This window comes from Streptomyces sp. NPDC002809 (assembly GCF_040295435.1).
Lineage (GTDB): Bacteria > Actinomycetota > Actinomycetes > Streptomycetales > Streptomycetaceae > Streptomyces.
In genome coordinates this window covers 1-19,507 of record NZ_JBEOVJ010000069.1, presented here as the reverse complement: position 1 = coordinate 19,507, position 19,507 = coordinate 1, and the positions used below count along the sequence as shown (strand labels likewise).

Annotated in this window: 23 protein-coding genes and 1 pseudogene; 13 read left to right on the top strand and 11 right to left on the bottom strand. The window is 71.1% G+C overall.

Annotation, left to right across the window (positions count from 1 at the left end; genetic code table 11):
- Window positions 1–172 precede the first annotated feature (172 nt).
- The 4 genes from ABT025_RS30080 to ABT025_RS30065 are packed head-to-tail and all read left to right on the top strand — an operon-like array spanning window position 173 to window position 2,673.
- A complete protein-coding gene (locus ABT025_RS30080) occupies window positions 173–742 on the top strand; it encodes a TetR/AcrR family transcriptional regulator (RefSeq protein ID WP_351001301.1) in 570 nt (189 codons plus the stop codon).
- A 41-nt stretch (window positions 743–783) separates the two neighbouring features.
- A complete protein-coding gene (locus tag ABT025_RS30075) occupies window positions 784–1,182 on the top strand; it encodes a (R)-mandelonitrile lyase (RefSeq protein ID WP_351001298.1) in 399 nt (132 codons plus the stop codon).
- Between the two features lie 10 nt (window positions 1,183–1,192).
- Window positions 1,193–1,774, top strand: a complete 582-nt coding sequence (locus tag ABT025_RS30070) for a DUF4865 family protein (protein WP_351001295.1) — start codon at window positions 1,193–1,195, stop codon at window positions 1,772–1,774.
- Window positions 1,768–2,673 (top strand): phosphotriesterase family protein, encoded by a 906-nt coding sequence (locus ABT025_RS30065; protein ID WP_351001292.1) that lies wholly within the window; start codon window positions 1,768–1,770, stop codon window positions 2,671–2,673. Before ABT025_RS30070 ends, ABT025_RS30065 begins: the two co-directional genes overlap by 7 nt.
- 42 nt (window positions 2,674–2,715) lie before the next feature.
- Here the strand turns inward: ABT025_RS30065 and ABT025_RS30060 are convergent, their stop codons facing one another.
- Window positions 2,716–3,930 (bottom strand): ROK family protein, encoded by a 1,215-nt coding sequence (locus ABT025_RS30060; RefSeq protein WP_351001289.1) that lies wholly within the window; start codon window positions 3,928–3,930, stop codon window positions 2,716–2,718.
- A 262-nt stretch (window positions 3,931–4,192) separates the two neighbouring features.
- Here ABT025_RS30060 and ABT025_RS30055 point away from each other — a divergent pair, with 262 nt between their 5' ends.
- The 4 genes from ABT025_RS30055 to ABT025_RS30040 all read left to right on the top strand — a co-directional run bounded on the left by ABT025_RS30055 (window position 4,193) and on the right by ABT025_RS30040 (window position 6,993).
- The gene (locus tag ABT025_RS30055; RefSeq protein WP_351001287.1) at window positions 4,193–5,311 is read left to right on the top strand and encodes an MFS transporter; all 1,119 of its coding nucleotides are present in this window, start codon (window positions 4,193–4,195) and stop codon (window positions 5,309–5,311) included.
- A 109-nt stretch (window positions 5,312–5,420) separates the two neighbouring features.
- The gene (locus ABT025_RS30050) at window positions 5,421–5,792 is read left to right on the top strand and encodes an SCO4225 family membrane protein (RefSeq protein ID WP_351001284.1); all 372 of its coding nucleotides are present in this window, start codon (window positions 5,421–5,423) and stop codon (window positions 5,790–5,792) included.
- A gap of 21 nt (window positions 5,793–5,813) precedes the next feature.
- On the top strand, window positions 5,814–6,563 hold the full coding sequence (locus ABT025_RS30045; RefSeq protein ID WP_351001281.1) for a maleylpyruvate isomerase family mycothiol-dependent enzyme: 750 nt from the start codon (window positions 5,814–5,816) through the stop codon (window positions 6,561–6,563).
- Window positions 6,564–6,681: 118 nt separating this feature from the next.
- Window positions 6,682–6,993: a DUF6332 family protein gene (locus ABT025_RS30040; RefSeq protein WP_351001279.1), complete on the top strand. Its 312-nt coding sequence runs from the start codon at window positions 6,682–6,684 to the stop codon at window positions 6,991–6,993.
- Here the strand turns inward: ABT025_RS30040 and ABT025_RS30035 are convergent.
- The 3 genes and pseudogenes from ABT025_RS30035 to ABT025_RS30025 all read right to left on the bottom strand — a co-directional run bounded on the left by ABT025_RS30035 (window position 6,954) and on the right by ABT025_RS30025 (window position 9,931).
- Window positions 6,954–7,619: a response regulator transcription factor gene (locus tag ABT025_RS30035; protein WP_351001276.1), complete on the bottom strand. Its 666-nt coding sequence runs from the start codon at window positions 7,617–7,619 to the stop codon at window positions 6,954–6,956. The two genes, ABT025_RS30040 and ABT025_RS30035, sit on opposite strands and share 40 nt — an antisense overlap.
- Window positions 7,616–8,972 (bottom strand): annotated as a pseudogene (locus ABT025_RS30030) (histidine kinase). Before ABT025_RS30030 ends, ABT025_RS30035 begins: the two are co-directional and overlap by 4 nt.
- Before the next feature lie 170 nt (window positions 8,973–9,142).
- Window positions 9,143–9,931, bottom strand: coding sequence for a TetR/AcrR family transcriptional regulator (locus tag ABT025_RS30025; RefSeq protein ID WP_351001273.1), 789 nt, complete (start codon window positions 9,929–9,931; stop codon window positions 9,143–9,145).
- A gap of 128 nt (window positions 9,932–10,059) precedes the next feature.
- Here ABT025_RS30025 and ABT025_RS30020 point away from each other — a divergent pair, with 128 nt between their 5' ends.
- Window positions 10,060–10,512, top strand: a complete 453-nt coding sequence (locus tag ABT025_RS30020; RefSeq protein ID WP_351001269.1) for a nitroreductase family deazaflavin-dependent oxidoreductase — start codon at window positions 10,060–10,062, stop codon at window positions 10,510–10,512.
- 191 nt (window positions 10,513–10,703) lie between these two features.
- On the opposite strand, the gene ABT025_RS30015 is transcribed toward ABT025_RS30020, so the two are convergent.
- Window positions 10,704–11,918, bottom strand: coding sequence for a geranylgeranyl reductase family protein (locus ABT025_RS30015; protein WP_351001266.1), 1,215 nt, complete (start codon window positions 11,916–11,918; stop codon window positions 10,704–10,706).
- A 184-nt stretch (window positions 11,919–12,102) separates the two neighbouring features.
- Between ABT025_RS30015 and ABT025_RS30010 the strand changes: the two genes are divergently transcribed.
- Together ABT025_RS30010 and ABT025_RS30005 are read left to right on the top strand one after the other, a co-directional pair.
- Window positions 12,103–13,467, top strand: a complete 1,365-nt coding sequence (locus tag ABT025_RS30010; protein ID WP_351001263.1) for a dipeptidase — start codon at window positions 12,103–12,105, stop codon at window positions 13,465–13,467.
- Window positions 13,468–13,591: 124 nt separating this feature from the next.
- Complete coding sequence (locus ABT025_RS30005) at window positions 13,592–14,302, top strand: MBL fold metallo-hydrolase (RefSeq protein ID WP_351001260.1); 711 nt, start codon at window positions 13,592–13,594, stop codon at window positions 14,300–14,302.
- Here ABT025_RS30005 and ABT025_RS30000 read toward each other — a convergent pair.
- The gene (locus ABT025_RS30000; protein WP_351001258.1) at window positions 14,261–15,298 is read right to left on the bottom strand and encodes an NUDIX hydrolase; all 1,038 of its coding nucleotides are present in this window, start codon (window positions 15,296–15,298) and stop codon (window positions 14,261–14,263) included. The two genes, ABT025_RS30005 and ABT025_RS30000, sit on opposite strands and share 42 nt — an antisense overlap.
- Before the next feature lie 216 nt (window positions 15,299–15,514).
- Here ABT025_RS30000 and ABT025_RS29995 point away from each other — a divergent pair, with 216 nt between their 5' ends.
- Window positions 15,515–15,691 (top strand): DUF8839 family protein, encoded by a 177-nt coding sequence (locus ABT025_RS29995; RefSeq protein WP_187284892.1) that lies wholly within the window; start codon window positions 15,515–15,517, stop codon window positions 15,689–15,691.
- A gap of 36 nt (window positions 15,692–15,727) precedes the next feature.
- Here the strand turns inward: ABT025_RS29995 and ABT025_RS29990 are convergent, their stop codons facing one another.
- From ABT025_RS29990 to ABT025_RS29980, 3 genes are all read right to left on the bottom strand, one after another.
- Window positions 15,728–16,192 (bottom strand): hypothetical protein, encoded by a 465-nt coding sequence (locus tag ABT025_RS29990; RefSeq protein ID WP_351001255.1) that lies wholly within the window; start codon window positions 16,190–16,192, stop codon window positions 15,728–15,730.
- A gap of 9 nt (window positions 16,193–16,201) precedes the next feature.
- Complete coding sequence (locus tag ABT025_RS29985; protein ID WP_351001252.1) at window positions 16,202–16,468, bottom strand: hypothetical protein; 267 nt, start codon at window positions 16,466–16,468, stop codon at window positions 16,202–16,204.
- A gap of 327 nt (window positions 16,469–16,795) precedes the next feature.
- Window positions 16,796–17,116 carry a MafI family immunity protein gene (locus tag ABT025_RS29980; protein WP_351001249.1) on the bottom strand — a complete coding sequence of 107 codons (321 nt, stop codon included), beginning with the start codon at window positions 17,114–17,116 and terminating at the stop codon, window positions 16,796–16,798.
- A 130-nt stretch (window positions 17,117–17,246) separates the two neighbouring features.
- On the opposite strand from ABT025_RS29980, the gene ABT025_RS29975 reads away from it, so the two are divergent.
- Window positions 17,247–17,783: a transposase family protein gene (locus tag ABT025_RS29975; protein ID WP_351001246.1), complete on the top strand. Its 537-nt coding sequence runs from the start codon at window positions 17,247–17,249 to the stop codon at window positions 17,781–17,783.
- A gap of 4 nt (window positions 17,784–17,787) precedes the next feature.
- Here ABT025_RS29975 and ABT025_RS29970 read toward each other — a convergent pair whose 3' ends face one another.
- Both ABT025_RS29970 and ABT025_RS29965 read right to left on the bottom strand, forming a co-directional pair.
- Complete coding sequence (locus ABT025_RS29970) at window positions 17,788–18,351, bottom strand: DinB family protein (RefSeq protein ID WP_351001243.1); 564 nt, start codon at window positions 18,349–18,351, stop codon at window positions 17,788–17,790.
- A gap of 299 nt (window positions 18,352–18,650) precedes the next feature.
- Window positions 18,651–19,355 carry a hypothetical protein gene (locus tag ABT025_RS29965; protein WP_351001240.1) on the bottom strand — a complete coding sequence of 235 codons (705 nt, stop codon included), beginning with the start codon at window positions 19,353–19,355 and terminating at the stop codon, window positions 18,651–18,653.
- Window positions 19,356–19,507: the final 152 nt, after the last annotated feature.

The window sequence follows — 19,507 nt, the reverse complement described above, 5'->3', positions numbered from 1 at the left end:
GCACGCTTCTCTTTCATCACCGAGCCTGTCTCCGCAGGGGGGTCCGCGTCGTCGTACGGCCAGCGGCCGTACGCGTACCCCACCGGGAGTAGGCGGCGGTCCCGCGGCTGCTCCCGTCCTGCGTGATCCCGGAAACCTGGATTCTGTACCTACTGGTATGTACAGTGGGCGCATGAGCACTTCTGACCGTCTGATCGAAGCCACCCGGGAGCTCCTGTGGGAGCGCGGCTATGTGGGCACCAGCCCCAAGGCCATCCAGCAGCATGCGGGCGCGGGCCAGGGCAGCATGTACCACCACTTCACGGGCAAGCCCGATCTGGCCCTCGCGGCCATCCACCGCACCGCCCAGGAGTTGCGTGCCACGGCGGGCCGCGTGCTCGACACACCGGGTTCGGCGTACGAGCGGATCTCGGGCTATCTGCTGCGTGAGCGCGACGTGCTGCGCGGCTGTCCGGTCGGGCGGCTGACGATGGACCCCGAGGTCATCGCGAACGACGAGCTGCGCGCGCCCGTCGACGAGACGATCACCTGGCTCCGCGACCGGCTCGCCGCGATCATCCAGGAGGGCCTGGACAACGGCGAGTTCACCCCTTCACTGGAGCCCGACGACATCGCTGCGACCGTTGTCGCGACCGTGCAGGGCGGCTATGTGCTGGCCCGCGCCTCGGGCTCGACGGACGCCTTCGACGCGGCCGCACGTGGGCTGCTGGCACTGCTCGCCCCTCGCACGGAAGCCGCCTGACCCTCCGTCGTACGCCGCCCACCCCGAGGAGCACTTCGCGCATGCGCATCACCAGGAACCGCCCCGACACGCGGTCCGGACCGGCCGAGCACTTCAACGGCACCGTCTGGCTCGACGAGGTTGCTTCCCCCGAACCACCTTCCAGGCTGCGGGTGTTCAGTGTGCACTTCGCACCGGGCGGGCACACCGGCTGGCACACCCACCCGCACGGCCAGGTCCTGCACGTCACCGAGGGTGAAGGCCTGGTGCAGCGCAGGGGCGGTCCGGTGGAGGCGATCCGGGCGGGCGACACCGTGTGGATCGAGCCGGACGAGTGGCACTGGCACGGCGCCGCGCCGCGCACGTTCATGACCCATCTCGCCCTCGTGGAGGCAGCCGAGGACGGCGCCACCATCCACTGGCACACCGACCCCGGCGTCCCCGAGTACCCGGCAGCCTGAGGAGCCCACGATGCACGCGATGCAGTACGAGATCACGTTGCCCGCCGACTACGACATGGGCATCATCCGCGACCGGGTGGCGAAGCGGGGCCACCTCATGGACGCCTTTCCGGGACTCGGTGTCAAGGCGTACCTGATGCGGGAGATCGGCGAGGACTCCCTGGTCAACCAGTACGCGCCGCTCTATCTGTGGACCGGCTCCGAGGGCATGAACTCCTTCCTCGGGGGGCCCGGATTCCAGGGCATCGTGCAGGACTTCGGACGCCCCGCGGTGCAGCACTGGACCGGCCTGTCGTACGAGGAGGGCCCGTCGTCGGCCACGCTCCCCCGCTCGGCCACCCGCCTCCGCTCGCCCGTCCCTGCCCCGACCCCTCCGGCGGACGCGATCGGGGCCGCGGTGGAGGAGAGCCGGCGGCTCGCGAAGGTGCCCGGTGCGGTCGCCACGGCAGTGGCCGTCGACCCCCGCCACTGGGAACTCCTCCACTTCACGCTCTGGGACCGTCCCGCGCCGCAGGAGGCCGGAGACCGTTACGAGGTGCTCCACCTCAGCGTCCCGGAGCGTGCGCGGCTCGGGGAGGGGCACCGGTGGTAGCCGCGGTCCGTACCGTCCTCGGGGACATCCCCGCAGGTGGGCTCGGTGTGTGCGACGCCCATGACCATCTCTTCCTGCGCAGTCCCGTGCTCCCGGGCCAGGAGCTCGACGACCCGGTGGCGGCGGCCGAACGGCTGAGGGCCTTCCGCGGGTTCGGTGGCCGGTCCGTGGTGCAGTGGACGCCGTACGGCATGGGGCGTCGAGCGGACACGCTGACCGAGCTGTCCCGTTCGACGGGTACGCATGTGGTGGCGGCGACGGGGCTGCACCAGGCCGTGCACTACCCGGCCGCACTGCTCGAACGGATCCGGGACGATCTCGCGGCGCTGTTCGTCTCCGAGCTGACCGTCGGCATCGGCTCCACGACGGTACGAGCGGGTCTGATCAAGGTCGCCGGTGCCTTCCACACCGTCGATCCCCACGCCCGGCTCACGATGACGGCGGCCGCCGAGGCACATCACCGTACGGGGGCACCCATCGCCGTCCATCTGGAGCTGGGCACGGCCGCCCCGGACGTACTCGACCTCCTGTGCGGCACGTTGGGCGTCGCACCGGACCACGTGATCCTCGGGCATCTCGGCCGGTCGCCCGACGGAGCGGCCCAGCGGGAGGTGGCGCGGGCCGGGGCGTTCCTCGCGTTCGACGGTCCCTCGCGGGCCCACCATGCGACGGACTGGCGGCTGCCCGAGGAACTCGCGGCGCTCGCCGGGGCCGGGTTCGGCGGGCAGTTGCTGCTGGGCGGCGACACCACGGTGCCGGAGACTCCGGGCATGCCGCATCTGCTCCGCCGGCTGCGCCCACGGCTGACCGAGGTGCTGGGGGCGGGCATCGTGGAGGACATGCTGGTCGCCAACCCGGCACGGGCGTTCGCGTTCGCGGCGCCTACGCCGGCTGCCTGACGGGCGGGCAGCCACCCCGGAGCGGCGGCGAGCCGTCCCGCCTCAGGCGAGCGCGCTCAGCGGGTCGTCCAGTACCGGCTGCCAGGCCAGCTCCGCCGCGCCGACCAGACTGTTGTGGTCCAGAGTGCAGGGCAGGATCGGCACACTGCCGCTGCGCCCCCACAGGCTGCGGTCGGCGACGACCGCGCGCAGCCGTTCCGGGTCCGCGTCCAGCAGGGCGCGGTGCAGGCCGCCGAGGATGATGCGGTCCGGGTTGAGAATGTTGACGAGTCCGGCGAGGCCGAGGCCCAGCCGGTCGATCAGCTCCTCGGCGGCGTTGCGCACCGCCACATCGCCGTACTCGTTGCGCAGCAGGTCCCCTGACTGCTTGAGCAGGGACTCCTCGGGGCCGGGCGCGCGTCCGGCCGCGGTGAGGAAGGCGAGCGGGTCCGTCTCGACGTCGAGACAGCCGCGGCCACCGCAGTGGCAGGGCCGGCCCTCGGGGTTGACGGTGAGGTGGCCGACCTCCAGGGCAAGGCCCGAACTGCCGGTGTGCAGACGGCCGTCCAGGACGAGTGCGCCGCCGACACCGCGGTGGCCGGTGGCGACGCACAGCAGATGCTGGGCCCCGCGCCCGGCTCCGTGACGGTGCTCGGCGAGCGCGGCGAGGTTGACGTCGTTTCCGGTGAACGCCGGTCCGGTGATGCCCGCTTCGCGAACACATGTGGCGAAGATCTCGCGGACCGGGGCGCCGGCGGGCCAGGCGATGTGGAGCGGGTTGAGGGCGGTGCCCTCCGGCTCGGCGACGGCGGACGGCACCGCGAGGCCCGCCCCCACGCATCGCAGACCACTGTCGCGCAGCAATCGTGCGCAGTCGTCCACGACTTCACCGATGACCTGGGCGGGATCGGCCGTGATGGTGACGCAGCCCGGGGCGGTGGCGACGAGCCGGCCGCCGAGCCCGACCAGTGCGGCCCGGAATCCGTCCGCGTGCACCTGGGCGGCGAGGGCCACCGGCCCGGACTCGCGTACGGAAAGCCGGTGCGAGGGCCGGCCCTGCGAGCCGGCGGCCGAGCCGGGGCTGGAGTCGACCTGGATCAGGCCGAGGGCCTCCAGCTCCGCAGCGACCGCTCCGGCGGTGGCACGGGTGACACCCAGCTCGGAGGTGAGGACGGCGCGGGTCGGCGCGCGTCCGGTGTGGACCAGCTCAAGCGCGGGCCCGAGCGCGCTGCGGCCCCTCTCCAACTTCGTCCGGGTGGTGGTCCCCTTGCCGTTCATGGGGGCGAGTCTCCCATGATCCGGAGGTGGCGCGGACGCCACCGCGTGCACCTGCTCGCCCGCGCCGCCCCGCTCCATGGCGTGGAACCGCCGCCCGTGTCACGGCATACGGGCCGGATGGACGGCGGTCTTGCGTCCCCCGTCCACGCGCCCCTATGCTGAGTTTGTGCCGCAACTAAACAAACTGCGGACGGCCCTGCCGGGGGGACCGGGCGGAAACACCGCCCCACCTTCATCGACACGCCTCCGTACCGCGCTGACCGTGTTCTTCGCCCTCGACGGGTTCCTCTTCGCCGGCTGGGTGGTCCGCATCCCGGCCATCAAGCAGCAGACCGGCGCCTCGGCCTCCACTCTCGGCCTCGCACTCCTCGGCGTGTCCGCCGGCGCCGTGATCACCATGATGCTCACCGGCCGGCTCTGCCGCCGTTTCGGCAACCATCCGGTGGCCGTGGTCTGTGGCGTCCTGCTGCCGCTCAGCATCGCACTGCCCGCCCAGACCCATTCGGCACTCTCGCTCGGGCTGGTGCTGCTCGTGTTCGGCGCCGCGTACGGCGGCATGAACGTGGCGATGAACAGTGCGGCGGTGGATCTGGTCGCCGCTCTGCGGCGTCCGGTGATGCCCAGCTTCCACGCCGCGTTCAGCCTCGGCGGCATGATCGGCGCCGGACTGGGCGGCCTCGTCGCGGGCGGCCTCTCGCCCTCCGCGCACCTGCTCTGCCTGACCGGAATCGGGCTGCTCGTCACCGCCTTCGCGGGCCCCGTCCTGCTGCGGTATCCGTCGCTCAAGCCCGCCCCGTCGGCGGCCGACGGTGAGGAGGGCACCCGGCGCCTGAGCGGACGGGCACGCCGTGTGGTGATCCTGTTCGGCGTGATCGCGCTCTGCACCGCGTACGGCGAGGGCGCCCTGGCCGACTGGGGTGCCCTCCACCTGGAGCAGGACCTGCACGCCCACCCCGGGGTGGCGGCAGCGGGATACTCGCTGTTCGCGCTCGCCATGACGGCGGGCCGGCTCACCGGCACGGCACTGCTCGAACGGCTCGGGCAGACCCGCACCCTGGTCGCGGGCGGCGGCACGGCGGCGGCCGGAATGCTGCTCGGCTCGCTCGCCCCGACCACCTGGCTCGCCCTTCTCGGGTTCGCCGTCACCGGACTCGGTCTGGCGAACATCTTCCCGGTGGCCGTCGGCAGGGCGGGCGAGCTGGCCGGCCCCGGCGGAGTGGCTGCGGCCTCGACGCTCGGCTACGGCGGCATGCTGCTCGGCCCGCCCGCGATCGGCTTCCTGGCCGACTGGTTCTCCCTGCCCGTGGCCCTGACCACAGTGGCGCTGCTGGCCCTGGCCGCGGCGGCACTGGGATACGGCGCCCGCAATGCGGTGCAGTGAGTAGCCGTACTCAGGCAGGAACGGTTCTCCCGCCCCAGGATAGAGACACAACGCCCCTCCCGCCTGCTGTCGCGGGGTGAGGGCGCAGGTCATCCACGGGGAGCACGCCATGAACAAGCCGGTCCTGGCCAAGCAGCACGTCCACGCGCTCGCACGCCTCACGTTCGGCAACGCCGCATCGCTGATCTACCTGGGTGTGGTGGCGGCGACAACGGTACTCGTCACCGTGGACACGCTGTTCGTCTCCCACGAGGACGCCTCGTTCGCCGGGGTGTGGCTCTTCTTCCTGGCGGCACCGACCGTCTTCGCCTTCTTCGTCGGCAGTGCGCTGCTGGGCGCGGAAACGGCCGGACCGGCCTGGTTCGTCCACGTGGCCCTGGTCGCGTCCGTACTGGTGCAGTCGCTCGCGCTGGGCTGGTTCGTACGACTGATGCGCGGGGGCCGGGGCCGGACCCGTCAGGCCCGCCCCCAGGGCGCCTGATCCCCTGGCACAATCCCTGCCATGAAGATCGCGGAGCACATACGATCCCTGGCCGCCGAGGGCCGCTTGCTGGCCGACGCTGCGGAGGGGGCGGGGACCGGGGCGCCGGTGCCGACCTGTCCGGGCTGGCAGGTGCGCGACCTGCTCAGGCACACCGCGATGGTGCACACGTGGGCGGCCGCCTTCGTGACCGAGGGCCACACCTCGTACGTCCCCGACGCCGGGGAGCCGGACCTGGACGGGTCCGAACTGCTCGACCGGTTCCGTGCGGGGCACGGGCTCCTGGTGGAGGCGCTGGAGCGCGCACCGGAGGACCTGGAGTGCTGGGCCTTCTTCGCGGCGCCGTCGCCTCTGGCCTTCTGGGCGAGGCGGCAGGCGCACGAGACGGCGATCCACCGGGTGGACGCGGAGTCCGCGCGCGGCGGGGCCCTCTCCCCCGTGTCGTCCGCCCACGCGGTGGACGGCATCGACGAGTTGCTGCTCGGGTTCCACGCCCGCCCCAAGAGCAAAGTGCGCACCGACGTACCGCGCATCCTGCGTGTGCGGGCCACGGACACTGACACCGCATGGACCGTACGGCTCTCCGCCGAGCCCCCGGCAGCCGTGCGCGAGGACGAGTCGTCCGTACTGCCGCCCGTGGACTGCGAGTTGAGCGCCACCGCCCAGGAGCTCTACCTCACGCTCTGGAACAGGCTGCCCCTCACGGCTCTTGCGGTGGAGGGCGACCCCGACCTTGCGCGGCTGTGGCGCGAGCGCTCCTCGGTCGTCTGATCCTGAGCCGGCCGGGATCCTGAGCCGGCCGGGACACGGGAAGGGCGGGACACGGGAAGGGCGGGACACGGGAAGGGCGGGCTTGTCCGCCCGCCACCGCGACTGTGACACTTCGGACATGGGACACAGAAGCCAGGCGGACCGTGACGCCATGACCGTCGAGATCGGCTTCGCGGTGCTGACCGGAGCCTTGCTGGCGGCGGTCGCGTTCGTCGCGGTCTGCGCCCCCGCCCTCCTGGCGTCGGGCGGCGGTGTGGGCCCCGGGCTGCCCGTCGCGGCGGCCGCCGTGGCGGTGCTGGTCTTCGTCGGCCGCGTCGTGGACGTGCTGCGGCGGTTCAGCCGGCGCGACACGGAGCGCGAGGTCGGCGGGCGCGGCCCCCTGCTGCCGGATCAGCCCAGCCAGCCCGGGCGCACCAGCCCCGACTCATAGGCCAGCACGACCAGTTGTGCCCGGTCGCGGGCGCCGAGCTTCACCATGGTCCGGCTGACGTGGGTCTTGGCGGTGAGCGGGCTGACGACGAGGCGACGGGCGATCTCGTCGTTGGACAGGCCGATGCCGACCAGCGCCATCACCTCCCTCTCCCTGTCGGTCAGTTCCTTCAGCGTGGTCACCGCGGCAGGCTCCTTGGACCGGGCGGCGAACTCGGCGATCAGGCGGCGTGTGACGCCCGGCGACAGCAGTGCGTCACCGCCGACCACCGCCCGGACGGCCCGCAGCAGTTCCTCCGGCTCGGTGTCCTTGACCAGGAAGCCGGAGGCTCCGGAGCGGATCGCCTCGAAGACGTACTCGTCGAGCTCGAAGGTGGTGAGCATGATCACCTTCACGTCGTCGAACGCGGGGTCCCCGGTGATCGTGCGGGTCGCGGCGAGGCCGTCGAGGCGCGGCATGCGAATGTCCATCAGCACGGCGTCCGGACGCAGTTCACGCACCAGGCGGACGGCCTCCTCGCCGTCGGCGGCCTCGCCCGCCACCTCGATGTCCGGCTGGGCGTCCAGCAGGGCCCGGAATCCCGCCCGGACCAGCAGCTGGTCATCGGCGAGCAGTACGCGAATCACGGAGTCTCCTTCTGGTGCGCCGTCCGGCCCGAACCGTCGGCCGGCAGCGGAAGTTCGGCTCGTACCCGGAAGCCGCCGTCGGGCCGGGTCCCCGCCTCGATCGTGCCACCCAGGGCGGCCGCCCGCTCCCGCATCCCGGCCAGCCCGTTGCCGCTGCCCCCGGCGTCCGTGCCGGTGGCGGGTCCCTCGTCGTCGATCTGCAGCGTGATGAGGTCCGGCCCGTATCCGACCCGGACCTCCGCGGTACGCGAACCGGAGTGCCGGACCACATTGGTCAGCGCCTCCTGGATGATCCGGAACGCGGCCAGGTCCGCGCCGGGCGGTACGGCCCCGCGCACGCCGTCCGTGGCGACGGTGACGGTCAGTCCGGTGCTCGCGGCCTGATCGACGAGTTCGGGAAGCCGGTCGAGTCCGGGGGCCGGCGCTCTGGGCGCCTCACCGGGCGTACGGAGGGTGTCCAGGACCTGCCGCACCTCGCCGAGCGCCTCCTTGCTGGCGGCCTTGATGGTGGTGAGCGCCGTACGGGCCTGCTCGGGATCGGTGTCGAGCAGGGCCAGTCCGACACCCGCCTGGACGTTGATGACGGAGATGCTGTGCGCGAGGACGTCGTGGAGCTCGCGGGCCATCCGCAACCGTTCCTCGTCGGCCCGCCGCTTCTCGGCGCGTTCCCGCTCGGCACGCTGTGCGGCCCACTGCTCACGGCGTACGCGGACGAACTCGGCGGCCACGATGATGGCCACCACCCAGGCGGCGACGCCCACTTCCTGCCCCCCAGGGCGCCGCGGCGTCGCCGTCGGGAGGCAGCCACCGGTAGAGCCAGTGCCCCACCAGCAGGTGGCCCACCCACACCATGGCGACCGCCGACCACGCGGCCCGCCGGTGTCCGGCGACGACGGCACTGAAGCAGCCCACGGCGACGGCCAGGAAGACCGGTCCGTACGGGTAGCCGGCGCCGAGATACAGCGTCGCCGCGGCCGCTGCCCCGAAGACGGCCGCGACAGGGTGGCGGTGGCGGAACAGCAGTACCGCAACGGCGGCGATCAGCAGCAGCCGGGCAAAGAGGTCGAGCGGGGCCCTCTCATCAAGTTGTCCGTGCGCTGCGACGGTCGAGCCGACCATGACGACGACGCCGAGCAGGATCGTGGACGCCCAGGGCAGCCGGCCGGCGGAACGGCCCTGCGTGCCCGTCAGCCAGCGCGGCGGCCGGCCGTTCCTCCAGAAGTCCCATGGGCCCTGCGAGGTCGTCCGGTCATCCGGCCCGCCGCGCGCCCAGGACGGTCGACGCGACGTTCCGCCCTGGTTCCCGGAGGGACCGCCGCCGGTCCGTGCGCGCTGCTCTTCCATGGCGGCCACGCTAGACCGCGCACCCGCGCCCGGGCATCCGCCGGGCGTGGTGATCACCCGTACTCCCCCGGGAGTACGGCGAACGGGGCCGTCGGCCTCGTCGACGGCCCCGTTCCCAGGACCTCTCGCCCGGATCATCCCGGTCCGGCGGAGTCCCGCCCGATCCGAACGGAAGAACCTCAGCGGCGTCCGCCGAGCAGACCGACCGTACGGGCGAGCTCGGTCACGGCCTGCCGGAAGAAGGCCTCACGGGCCTCCACCACGCGGTTGAACTGGCCGAAGATCTCGAACGACAGCAGCCCGAAGAGCTGAGACCACGCGGCGACGAGCGGCACCGCCGCCGCCGGCGGAAGCCCCGGGGCGATATCCGCGGCAAGCCGTTCGGCCTCGGGGCGCAGTTCCGCGGAGAGCGGCGGCAGCGCAAGCCCCTCCTCGCGGTACGCGTCCTCGACCACGGCGATGAGGACGAGACCGACCCGGGAGGCGGGACCGACGGTGTCCTGCGGCGCGGTGTAGCCGGGCACGGGCGATCCGTAGATGAGCGCGTACTCATGGGGGTGTGCCAGGGCCCAGTCCCGCACGGCGCATGCGACAGCGACCCAGCGGGCCAGATGGACGGCGGTCGCGGTCCGGGCGGATGCGGGGGCCCTCGCAGCGGCGGTCCGGGTGGGGACGGGGGCCTCTGTCGCCACTTCCGTCTCTTCCGCCCCTTCCGCCTCTGCCCGGTGGGCGCGTTCGGCGGCCTCGCCGACGGAGTCGTACGCGTCGATGATCAAGGCGGTGAGCAGATCGTCACGGCTGGGGAAGTAACGGTAGAGCGCCGAGGAGACCATGCCGAGCTCGCGTGCCACGGCGCGCAGCGAGAGTTTCGCCGCGCCCTCGGCCGCGAGCTGTTTCCTCGCCTCGTCCTTGATGGCGGCGGTGACCTCGATGCGGGCCCGTTCCCTGGCTCCCCGGATAGCGCTCATGGTCGTCAGTCTGCCACGAATATGGAGCACCGACCAATAACGAGAGCAGTGCTCTTGCTTTTGCGTACAAGTTCCGTGCACACTGATCTCAAGCGAGAGCACCGCTCTCTCAAACTGTAGGGGTCCCCATGTCGCAGCCGTACTACCTTCAGGGCAGCCCGTTCGCCATCCGGATGAACAGCGTCATCGGCTGGCTCGCACGGCACGGGGTCAGCCTGCTCGGTTCTCAGGAGCTGTCGGTGAGGGGCCGCAAGAGCGGGCAGCTGCAGCGCATCCCCGTGAACCCCCACACCCATGAGGGCGTGCAGTACCTCGTCTCCGCACGGGGCCACTCCCAGTGGGTGCGCAACATGCGGGCCGCGGGCGGCGGTGAGCTGCGGGTGGGCCGCAGGACCCGAGCCTTCACGGCCGTGGAGATCGCGGACGACGAGCACAAGGTGATCGTCGTCCGCGCCTATCTGGAGCGCTGGGGCTGGGAGGTCAACCAGTACTTCAAGGGCATCACGGCCAAGTCCACGGACGCCGAACTGCTGGCGGCCTGCCCCGACCACCCCGTCTTCCGGATCACCGTCGAAAGCTGACCCGGAGCCGGATCACCACCGAGAGCCGCTTCGAGGGCCGGGATCAACGTCGAAAGCCGGCCCGGGGGCCGGGATCACCGCCGGGAGCCGGCCCAGGACCGGTTCACCGCCGGGAGCCCGCCCGGGGGCCGGATCGCCCTACCTTCCCGATCCGGCCGGACCTCTGATGTGCCGCCGGTCCTGGCAGTCCCCTACCGGTCCATCGCCGACAGCGCCCGCTGCGCCAGCGGGTGCGACCGGACCAGTTCGGCCAGCGAGGTCGTCCCCCGGGTGATGCCCGCGAACGCGTTCCACGCGGGGCGGAAGCCCGTCAGCACCGCGTGCAGCATGCCCGGACGCCGCTCGAAGAGCTTCAGCATGCGCCGTCCCACGCTCATCTCGACGCCGAGTCCGGCCTTGATGGCGAACGCGTAGTTGAGCGCCTGACGGCGGGCGTCCACCGCGTCGTGCGACTCCGCCACCCGCACCGCCCACTCACCGGCGAGACGTCCCGAACGCAGGGCGAACGAGATGCCCTCGCGGGTCCATGGCTCCAGCAGACCGGCCGCGTCCCCGCACACGAGCACCCGGCCCCGCGAGAGCGGCGAGTCGTCGCTGCGGCAGCGCGTCAGATGGCCGGAGGAGATCTTCGGCTCGAAGCCGGCCAGGCCGAGCCGTGCGATGAAGTCCTCCAGATACCGCTTGGTGCCGCCGCCGTCACCGCGAGCCGAGATCACCCCGACCGTCAGGGTGTCCCCCTTGGGGAAGACCCAGCCGTAACTCCCCGGCATGGGGCCCCAGTCGATCAGTACCCGGCCCGCCCAGTCCTCCGCGACCGTCTCCGGCACGGGGATCTCGGCCTCCAGACCGAGATCCACCTGGTCGAGCTTCACCCCGACATGCGCTCCTATCCGCCCGGCGCTGCCGTCCGCGCCCACGACCGCACGGGCCAGGACCGTCTCGCCGCCGGACAGCACGACCGCGACTGTGCGCCGGTCGGGCACGGCGGCACCGTGCTGCTCGACCCGGGAGACCGTCGCCCCGGTGCGGAGTTCGGCACCCGCCTTCTGTGCCTCCTCGACCAGGCCCGCGTCGAACTCCGGGCGGTTGATGAGGCCGAAGAGCATGCGCCTGGAGCGGCGGGTGCGTGCCAGCCTGCCGTTCAGCGAGAACGTGACCGCGTGGATCCGGTCCCGCAGGGGCAGTTCGAAACCGGGCGGCAACGAATCGCGCGAATACCCGATGATGCCGCCGCCGCACGTCTTGTAACGGGGCAGTTCCGCCTTCTCCAAGAGCAGTACCCGACGGCCGGCGACCGCCGCCGCGTATGCCGCGGAGGCTCCCGCCGGTCCGGCGCCGACTACGACGACGTCCCACACGGACGACTCTTCGTGCTCATGTCCGGCGTCTGCGTTCTCGCTGCTCACGATGTGCTTCTGCTCCCGATCCGACCAGTGGCCCAAGCTGCTTCCGGCATCCTACGGCGCGTTGCGGCCGGGACCTGCTGTGGGAGGATCGGCCGAGCCTCCGTCGCACCTGCAACGCCGCACTCCTGGCGTTCATGTACCCGGAATACGTACACATAACGTCGCACCCACGAGGAGCGTGCCCATGACCGCCCATCCGATTTCCGAGACCGTCGCCTCGCTGATGCCCCGCGCCAAGGCGGAGCTGACCGAGCTGGTGGCCTTCCAGTCGGTGGCGGATCCCGCGGTGTTCCCGAAGAGCGAGTGCGAGGCGGCCGCCGCATGGGTCGCCGACGCGCTTCGCACCGAGGGGTTCCAGGATGTCGCCCTGCTCGACACCCCGGACGGCACCCAGTCCGTCTACGGCTTCCTGCCCGGCCCGGCCGGCGCACCCACCGTGCTGCTCTACGCGCACTACGACGTGCAGCCGCCGCTCGACGAGTCCGCCTGGCTCTCCCCTCCGTTCGAGCTGACGGAGCGTGACGGCCGCTGGTTCGGCCGGGGCTCGGCCGACTGCAAGGGCGGCTTCATCATGCACCTCCTCGCGCTGCGCGCCCTCAAGGCGAACGGCGGGGTCCCGGTCTCGGTCAAGGTGATCGCGGAGGGCTCGGAGGAGCAGGGCACGGGAGGCCTGGAGCAGTACGCGCAGGCGCACCCGGAGCTGCTCGCCGCGGACACCGTGGTGATCGGCGACACCGGAAACTTCCGGGTCGGTCTGCCGACCGTCACCTCGACGCTGCGCGGGATGACGATGCTGCGGGTGCAGCTCGACACACTCGAAGGCAACCTGCACTCCGGCCAGTTCGGCGGCGCCGCGCCCGACGCCCTTGCCGCGATGATCCAGCTGCTCGCGTCGCTGCGCGCCGAGGACGGCACGACGACCGTCGACGGCCTCACGACGGACACGAAGTGGGACGGTCTGCAGTACCCGGAGGAGGAGTTCCGCAAGGACGCCAAGGTCCTCGACGGGGTCGGGCTGATCAGCACCGGCACGGTCGCCGACCGGATCTGGGCGCGGCCCGCCGTCACCGTCATCGGGATCGACTGCCCCGCGGTCGTCGGCGCGACACCCTCGGTGCAGGCGAGCGCAAGGGCGCAGATCAGCCTGCGGGTGCCGCCGGGCGAGGACGCGGGCGAGGCGACGAAACTGCTGACCGCCCACCTGCGGGCGCACGCCCCCTGGGGCGCGCGCGTCTCGGTCGAACAGGTCGGACAGGGACAGCCGTTCCGTGCCGACATCACCAGCCCGGCGTACACCGCGATGGCGGACGCCATGCGGATCGCGTACCCGGGCCAGGAGATGCAGTCCTCCGGCATGGGGGGCTCGATCCCGCTCTGCAACGCGCTGTCCGAGCTGTACCCGGAGGCGGAGATCCTGCTGATCGGACTCAGTGAGCCCGAGGCGCAGATCCACGCGGTGAACGAGAGCGTGTCCCCCGAGGAGCTGGAGCGGCTGTCCGTCGCCGAAGCGCTCTTCCTGCAGAACTACGCCGCTTCGAAGAAGGCCTGAAGCACATCGGTGGCCGGAGCGGGCGGGCCCCGTTCCGGCCGTCTCCGGCCGCTACGCGTTGAGCGAAGCTCGCCCGGAGCGCAGATCCGTGCGAAGGGCGCCCGCTCCTGCGTACGTTCGGTGCATGGATGTTGTCGAGGTGCTTCCCCAGCTGCACATGTTCCGGTTCCGGATCGGCCAGGCGTACCTATGGCGCGACGAGGCGGAACTGACCCTGATCGACGCGGGCGACCTGAACGCGGCACCCGCCATCGAGGACGCGGTGCGCGAACTCGGTCACGACCCCGCCCGCATCGCCCGCATCGTGATCACCCACGGCCATCGAGACCACTACGGCGCGGCCCAGGAACTCGCCGACCGTCACGGCGCCGAGATCCTGGCGCACCGGCTCGACGCGCCGGTGATCCGCGGCGAGGAGGAGATCGGCGATCCGGTCCTGCTCGACTGGGAACGCCCGCTGCACGAGAACGGGCTGACCCTGCCCGCGGCTCCACCGACCCGGGTCGACACCGAACTGTCCGACGGCACGGTACTGCCCTTCGGCGATGGGGCACGGGTCGTCCACTCCCCCGGACACACCCCGGGAGCCATCGGTGTCCATCTCCCCCGCCACGGGGTGCTGTTCACGGGTGACTGTGTCGCCGAAGCGGGGGGCGTGATGCTGGGCGTGATCAACATCGACCGCGAGCAGGCCGCGGCCTCCTTCCGGCGGCTGGCCGCACTGGAGGCGGCCACGGTCTGCTTCGGCCACGGCGATCCCCTCACCGCCGACGCGGTCGCGGTCATGCACGCCTCAGCCGACCGGGACTCCGGCCTCGAGGTTGAGCACGGCTGAGCGCTCACGGGCGCGCAGCGCCCAGCGCAGCCTTTCGTATCTGGTGGGCGGCAGCATGGTGGCGGCCTCCTCCTCGGTGACGAACCGCCAGGCGCGCAGTTCGGAACCGGGCAGCACCAGCCGTTCGGCGACCGCGTCCGGCAGCGTCCCTCCGTCGAAGAGCAGCCGCAGCCCTCCGTATCCGGGCGGCTCGGGCGCCTCCCAGTCGATGACGAGGAGTCCGGGCACCCGTTCGAGGTGGATCCCTATTTCCTCGGCCACCTCCCTGATCCCGGCCTGTGCCGGTGCCTCGCCCGCCTCCACCACCCCGCCGGGGAACTCCCAGCCGGGCTTGTACGTGGGGTCGACGAGCAGCACACGGTCGTGTTCGTCGAAGAGCAGCACGCCGGCCGCGACGGTTTCCGCCGTGGGGTCGGGTGTCTGGACGATCTCGCAGGCCGGGGCCTCTCCGGTGCGCACGGCCTCGGCGATGCGCTCGGCCGTCTCGCGGGGGGTGAGTGCGCTGTTGTCGATGGTGTGCGCGTCCCGGGTGATCCAGTCGAGTGCCGAACGGTAGGGCTCGATACGGTCGTACGCCCACTGCCCGGTCCCGCCGACCGTGCCTGAATCGTCGGGGAACTCGGCCCGGTGGGCGATCCGTTGACGCAGGATCGTTTCCTCTGGTGAGAGCAGTACATGGCGCACGGCGATGCGCCTGGAGGCGAACCCTCCGAATATCTCGTCGCGATACTCCTGTCGCAGCAGTGTCATCGGCACCACCAGTACCCCGCCGACCTCAGCCAGCAGCGCTGCCGCGGTGTCCACCACGAGACGCCGCCAGATCGGCAGGTCCTGGAAGTCCGTCACCTCGGCGAACTTCTTCTGGGGCAGCAGGGATCCCAGCCCCGTGCCGGTCAGTTCCGGGTCGTAGAAGGTGCTGTTCGGGATCAGATCGATCAGTTCACGCGCGGCGCTGGTCTTGCCCGCGCCGAACGCACCGTTGATCCAGACGATCACGGTTCCCCCTCTTCCGTAGCCCCCTGTGGCTTGCCCGCAACACCCTGCCGCGAAAACACGACTGTGGCGATGACGTTGCACGAACGCAACCGCGCAGGCCGCCGTCCGGCGTCTTCCGCTGCGGGAACGGCGCCCGACCGGGCGGCATCCGGCCGTAACGGCGACGGCGGGACCGTCGTTGGAGCGGACAGCAGAACGAACGACAGGGGGCGGACCGTGCGTCGCACCGTACTTGAGCAGTTTCCCGCCGGGGGCCCGCGGGGCAGTTGGCCCGCGGAGGAGTTCGCTGCGGCCCGTCGCGGGGAGGGCGTGGCGGCGGAGGTCGTGATGGACCTGGAACAGGACGCGTTCCTGGTGGTCGTACCGCAACAGTCCTCGGATCGGGGCCGCTGACGTCCGTGGGCACGGCACGGGCGGTGAAGCTGCCCGTCATACCTGCGGCGCGCGGAGCGAAACGGCCGGGTCCGCAGGTCGGTCCGACCGGTCGGTGGCACCCCGCTGCGGGCCCGCGTCGCCCTCGTGCCGACGGGCGGACACCACGTCGAAAAGCGTCCAGCCGTCGATGCACCGCGGCGCGGCGTCGTCGGTGCACCAGCCGTGGGTGGTCACCGCCTCTTCGAGCAGCGCGCGGACGGTGCCCGGCTCGTGCAGGTTGAGGTAGGCGCCTCCTGTTCCGACCGCGCCGGAGGGCAGCAGGCCGTCGGGCACCGCCCGGCCCGGCCCTCCCGAAAAGGTGATCTCCAGCCGGCCCCGGCCGTCCAGCGGGTGGAGAGCCAGTACCTCGCGGCAGCCCTGTGCGAGGCCGTTGACTCTCTCGTGCCGGTGACCGACCTTCCAGAGGAAGGTGGTGCCGTCGACGACGAGACGGCGGGACTTCTTCTCGCTCCGGGCCATCCCCGGATGCTAGGGCGTGTCACCCCGCCAGTCCCACTTGTTTGAATCCTCGGCCCGCGGCCCGTACTCGGCTCTGCCACCCGCCCCGTACGCACCGATCTCGGTGACCAGCGCGGATCCGTCCGCCAGTGCCACCTTCGTCCAGCCGGTCACGTCCAGCAGCAGCCCGTCGAGCGGACCGCCCACCAGCTCCCGGTAGACCCGCCCCGGCCGGGGGCCCGGATCCGGGTCGTCGTGATCGGCGCCGTACACCCGTCGCCGCATGATCTCGTCCATACCCGAAGGATCGCATCGACCACTGACAACTTCCTCGGTCGGTGAGCTCGTGTGACTCGATCGGAGGCACGTGCGCTCGCCCGGGCGTTGATCCTTCGGATCCGTACCGGGCTCGGGGTGCCGGCTAACGGCTGTCCCGTAATCCGTGGTGGATCAGCGCGCGGCGTCGGATGCGGTGCATCGCTAAGCGGAGAGGCGTCCACATACCGGATGTATCCGGGTGTTCCGACAACGCGGCGAGGTGCCGTAGCTGTCGTCGTGCGCCCGCCAGGGATTGTCGGGACAGCCCTCAGCTCGGTGACCGGGGAGGTTCGCCGGGTCAGCCGGTCATTCCTTCTCTGAGGCAATCGCGAGATGGCGGCGGCAAATGTCGGCGGCCGTGAGGTGCGGTGTGTGCAGCGCATTGGTGTAGAGCCGCATCTCACGAGCTGCCCGGTCGAGGCGCTGCCAGAATGCGAGCGGCAGGTCAAGGTCGTCACTGAGATCGACGAGACAGTCGAAAGCAAGTTCCAGCTCGTTGTGCTCAAGAAACTCAAGCGTTGCTGAGAGGTCGACGTCGGGCAGGCCCTTCAGGCAGTCCCGGGCGGCGTCGAGGTGTCCGAGGGTCCGGCTCCAGCTGGCCTGAAGTACCTCGCGATCAAGGGTCATGACGTCAGTGTCGTCGGTGCTGTCCGCATGGTCACGCGGCTTTCGCCGGTCGCCCGCCCGAGCGGAGGCCCTTCTCGCCTAGAACTCCCAACAGAACGATTCTCGAGGCGGTTGGATCAGTCCGGGACTGGTGACCTGGAGGTGTGGGGCAGCTCGGCCGAAGCCGAGGATCCCCACCGTCCGCCCCACCCGCGCCGCGAACCGGCCCAACCACTCCGGCAAACACCGCCGTCACGGCCTGCACTTCCTCGCCCTCACCGACGAGAACGGCCGCCTGATCCGGATCTCCACAGCCCACCCCGGCCGCACCCACGACATCACCGCCGCCCGCCGCGACCACATCCTCACCCCCCTGCGCGCGGCCGGCCTCGGCGCCCTGGCCGACCTCGGCTTCCTCGGCCTCACCGACGACAGCGACGACAGCGACGACAGCGACGACCCGGTGATAGTCATCGGCTACAAGGCCACCCGCGCCCGCAAGCTCACCCCCGGCGAGAAGCAGGCCAACCAGGTCCTAGCCGCCGCACGCGCTCCCGTCGAACATGGCTTCGCGCGCCTGAAGACCTGGCGCATCCTCACCAGACTACGCACCGATCCCGCTCGCGCCACCGACCTTCTGCGCGCTCTCCTGGTCCTCTCGAACCTCGACTCCCACGCTGACAGATGATCAGTCATATTCGGCGCGGCGCGGCTCCGTCCTGCCAGCGGTAGAGGTCGCGCAGCAGGGAAATCTCGGCGCCGTGATGGATCAGCTCCCTGTTGACGTGCAGGACCCTGTTCTCCATGGGATACCGCTCGGGGCCCACCGTGGGCGGATTGTCCAGGTCAGCGTCCGAGAGCTCGCGGACCCCCGCGTTCCATCTCCCATACATCTCATCGAGCTGTTCTAGCGCCTCGTCAGCGGTCCCCGCGTAGGCGAATGCCTGGGACTCGAGGTCCTGGCCGCCGAAGTGCCATCCGACCCGATAGCCCAGGCAGGAGACGGTGATGTGCGCCAGCCGCCAGGCAATCGTGGTCACCGGCGCAGGCACCGGGGCAGGGGACGCGGAGTCCATCGCCCATTCCCCCGAACCTTCCGACATCGGTGCGGGCGACGTGCCACGTGGGCGGATGCTCCAGCAGCCGCGCACCGGCTCCCAGAAGTACTCCTCGTCGGAAAGACCTTCCAGCCGTGGCCGCAGGTTCTTGCTCCAGTACCAGTCCAACTGGTCCGCGAGCCGCTCGCTTCTTTTCATTTCCGCACACTACATACAACGGATACCTGGCTGCGCCCCTCGCGGACGCCGCCACCGGCCGTGGACCGCGAGACCTACCGAACCAGGAGATGACGCTGGGGCCTGACGTGCCCTTCGGGCCGCGCCGCCACGAGCGGCTCAGCCTCGACCGATGACATGACGGATGATCAAGACCGCAGACTCCCGCCCGCGATCAGCACGAGTATCCCGAGCGAGCGCCACGCCAGAGCTTCCGACCTGCATGTTCGAAGATGGCGAAGACTCTCTGATGGTCATCGACGAGGGCTGCTTCTCCCGGGTCAGCTGCTCTGCTTCCCTGCGTTGGGAAGGCAGGCTTGCGCTGGCTGCCTGACGTGGGAACACAGTCCGCACCAGTCCTCGTTCCGCCACACTCCACCCGTCACCGCGTGCCGTAGCGCATCGACCGTGGTCGCCAGGTTCTCGGCCCGCTCCGTAAAGCAACGCACGACCCAAATATCTTCTTCGCCCCACCACTTGTGAAGCTTCAGATGAATCGCAGTCTCGCTGCCGACCCACCACCTGTCGGCGGGCCCAGTTGCCTCGACGTCGAGGGCAGGGAGGCCGGCTTCGGCGACCGTCGGCTCCTGGCTGGGTCCGGTGGCAACAGCGAAGGTCACATGGGGCCAGTATCGGACCTGTGACAACTGGGCATGGGCCTCCAAGCGCTGAAGGATGCTGCTGTTGATGATCCGGGGACGTCCCGCGAGCGTCATGGCGGTGCGCTGGTCCGGGAGGACGTCGACCGACCAGGTCTGGTCACCGTCGTGGATGCCGCGGAAGGTCCAGCCCTCGATGTTGAGGTAGATGGTGGCCTCGCCGTACAGGCCGTGTTCCATGCCGTTGGAACCCAGGAGCGGGTACCACAGGCCGCCGTAGCGTTCCTCGAAACGAATCATCGCCTCGATGGCCTCAGGCGGCACTGCTGCCTCATCCCCGTCGGAAGTCTGCGCGCGGGCCAGTGCACGTATGCGGTCGGCGGGCATCTCAGGGCCGCGCCGTGCCCGCGCCAGGAGAGTCGCGACGCGGGGCGACAAGCAGGGTGTCGGCGTACACGTGAACGCACATAGTCGCGTACGGATGAACGTGCAGGGTTCTTGATGCGCTGAGTGCCGGCCCCCGGCACGCTGCTGCCTGT

Excerpts from the sequence above, each read along its gene's own strand:
- ABT025_RS30040 (WP_351001279.1), top strand. The coding sequence starts at position 6,682 with ATGGGACACAGAAGCCAGGCGGACCGTGACGCCATGACCGTCGAGATC.
- ABT025_RS29990 (WP_351001255.1), bottom strand. The coding sequence starts at position 16,192 with ATGGCCCGGAGCGAGAAGAAGTCCCGCCGTCTCGTCGTCGACGGCACC.
- ABT025_RS30050 (WP_351001284.1), top strand. The coding sequence starts at position 5,421 with ATGAACAAGCCGGTCCTGGCCAAGCAGCACGTCCACGCGCTCGCACGC.
- ABT025_RS29985 (WP_351001252.1), bottom strand. The coding sequence starts at position 16,468 with ATGGACGAGATCATGCGGCGACGGGTGTACGGCGCCGATCACGACGAC.
- ABT025_RS30070 (WP_351001295.1), top strand. The coding sequence starts at position 1,193 with ATGCACGCGATGCAGTACGAGATCACGTTGCCCGCCGACTACGACATG.
- ABT025_RS30025 (WP_351001273.1), bottom strand. The coding sequence starts at position 9,931 with ATGAGCGCTATCCGGGGAGCCAGGGAACGGGCCCGCATCGAGGTCACC.
- ABT025_RS30010 (WP_351001263.1), top strand. The coding sequence starts at position 12,103 with ATGACCGCCCATCCGATTTCCGAGACCGTCGCCTCGCTGATGCCCCGC.
- ABT025_RS30060 (WP_351001289.1), bottom strand. The coding sequence starts at position 3,930 with ATGAACGGCAAGGGGACCACCACCCGGACGAAGTTGGAGAGGGGCCGC.
- ABT025_RS29965 (WP_351001240.1), bottom strand. The coding sequence starts at position 19,355 with ATGCCCGCCGACCGCATACGTGCACTGGCCCGCGCGCAGACTTCCGAC.
- ABT025_RS30045 (WP_351001281.1), top strand. The coding sequence starts at position 5,814 with ATGAAGATCGCGGAGCACATACGATCCCTGGCCGCCGAGGGCCGCTTG.
- ABT025_RS30075 (WP_351001298.1), top strand. The coding sequence starts at position 784 with ATGCGCATCACCAGGAACCGCCCCGACACGCGGTCCGGACCGGCCGAG.
- ABT025_RS29970 (WP_351001243.1), bottom strand. The coding sequence starts at position 18,351 with ATGAAAAGAAGCGAGCGGCTCGCGGACCAGTTGGACTGGTACTGGAGC.
- ABT025_RS30020 (WP_351001269.1), top strand. The coding sequence starts at position 10,060 with ATGTCGCAGCCGTACTACCTTCAGGGCAGCCCGTTCGCCATCCGGATG.
- ABT025_RS29980 (WP_351001249.1), bottom strand. The coding sequence starts at position 17,116 with ATGACCCTTGATCGCGAGGTACTTCAGGCCAGCTGGAGCCGGACCCTC.
- ABT025_RS30005 (WP_351001260.1), top strand. The coding sequence starts at position 13,592 with ATGGATGTTGTCGAGGTGCTTCCCCAGCTGCACATGTTCCGGTTCCGG.
- ABT025_RS30080 (WP_351001301.1), top strand. The coding sequence starts at position 173 with ATGAGCACTTCTGACCGTCTGATCGAAGCCACCCGGGAGCTCCTGTGG.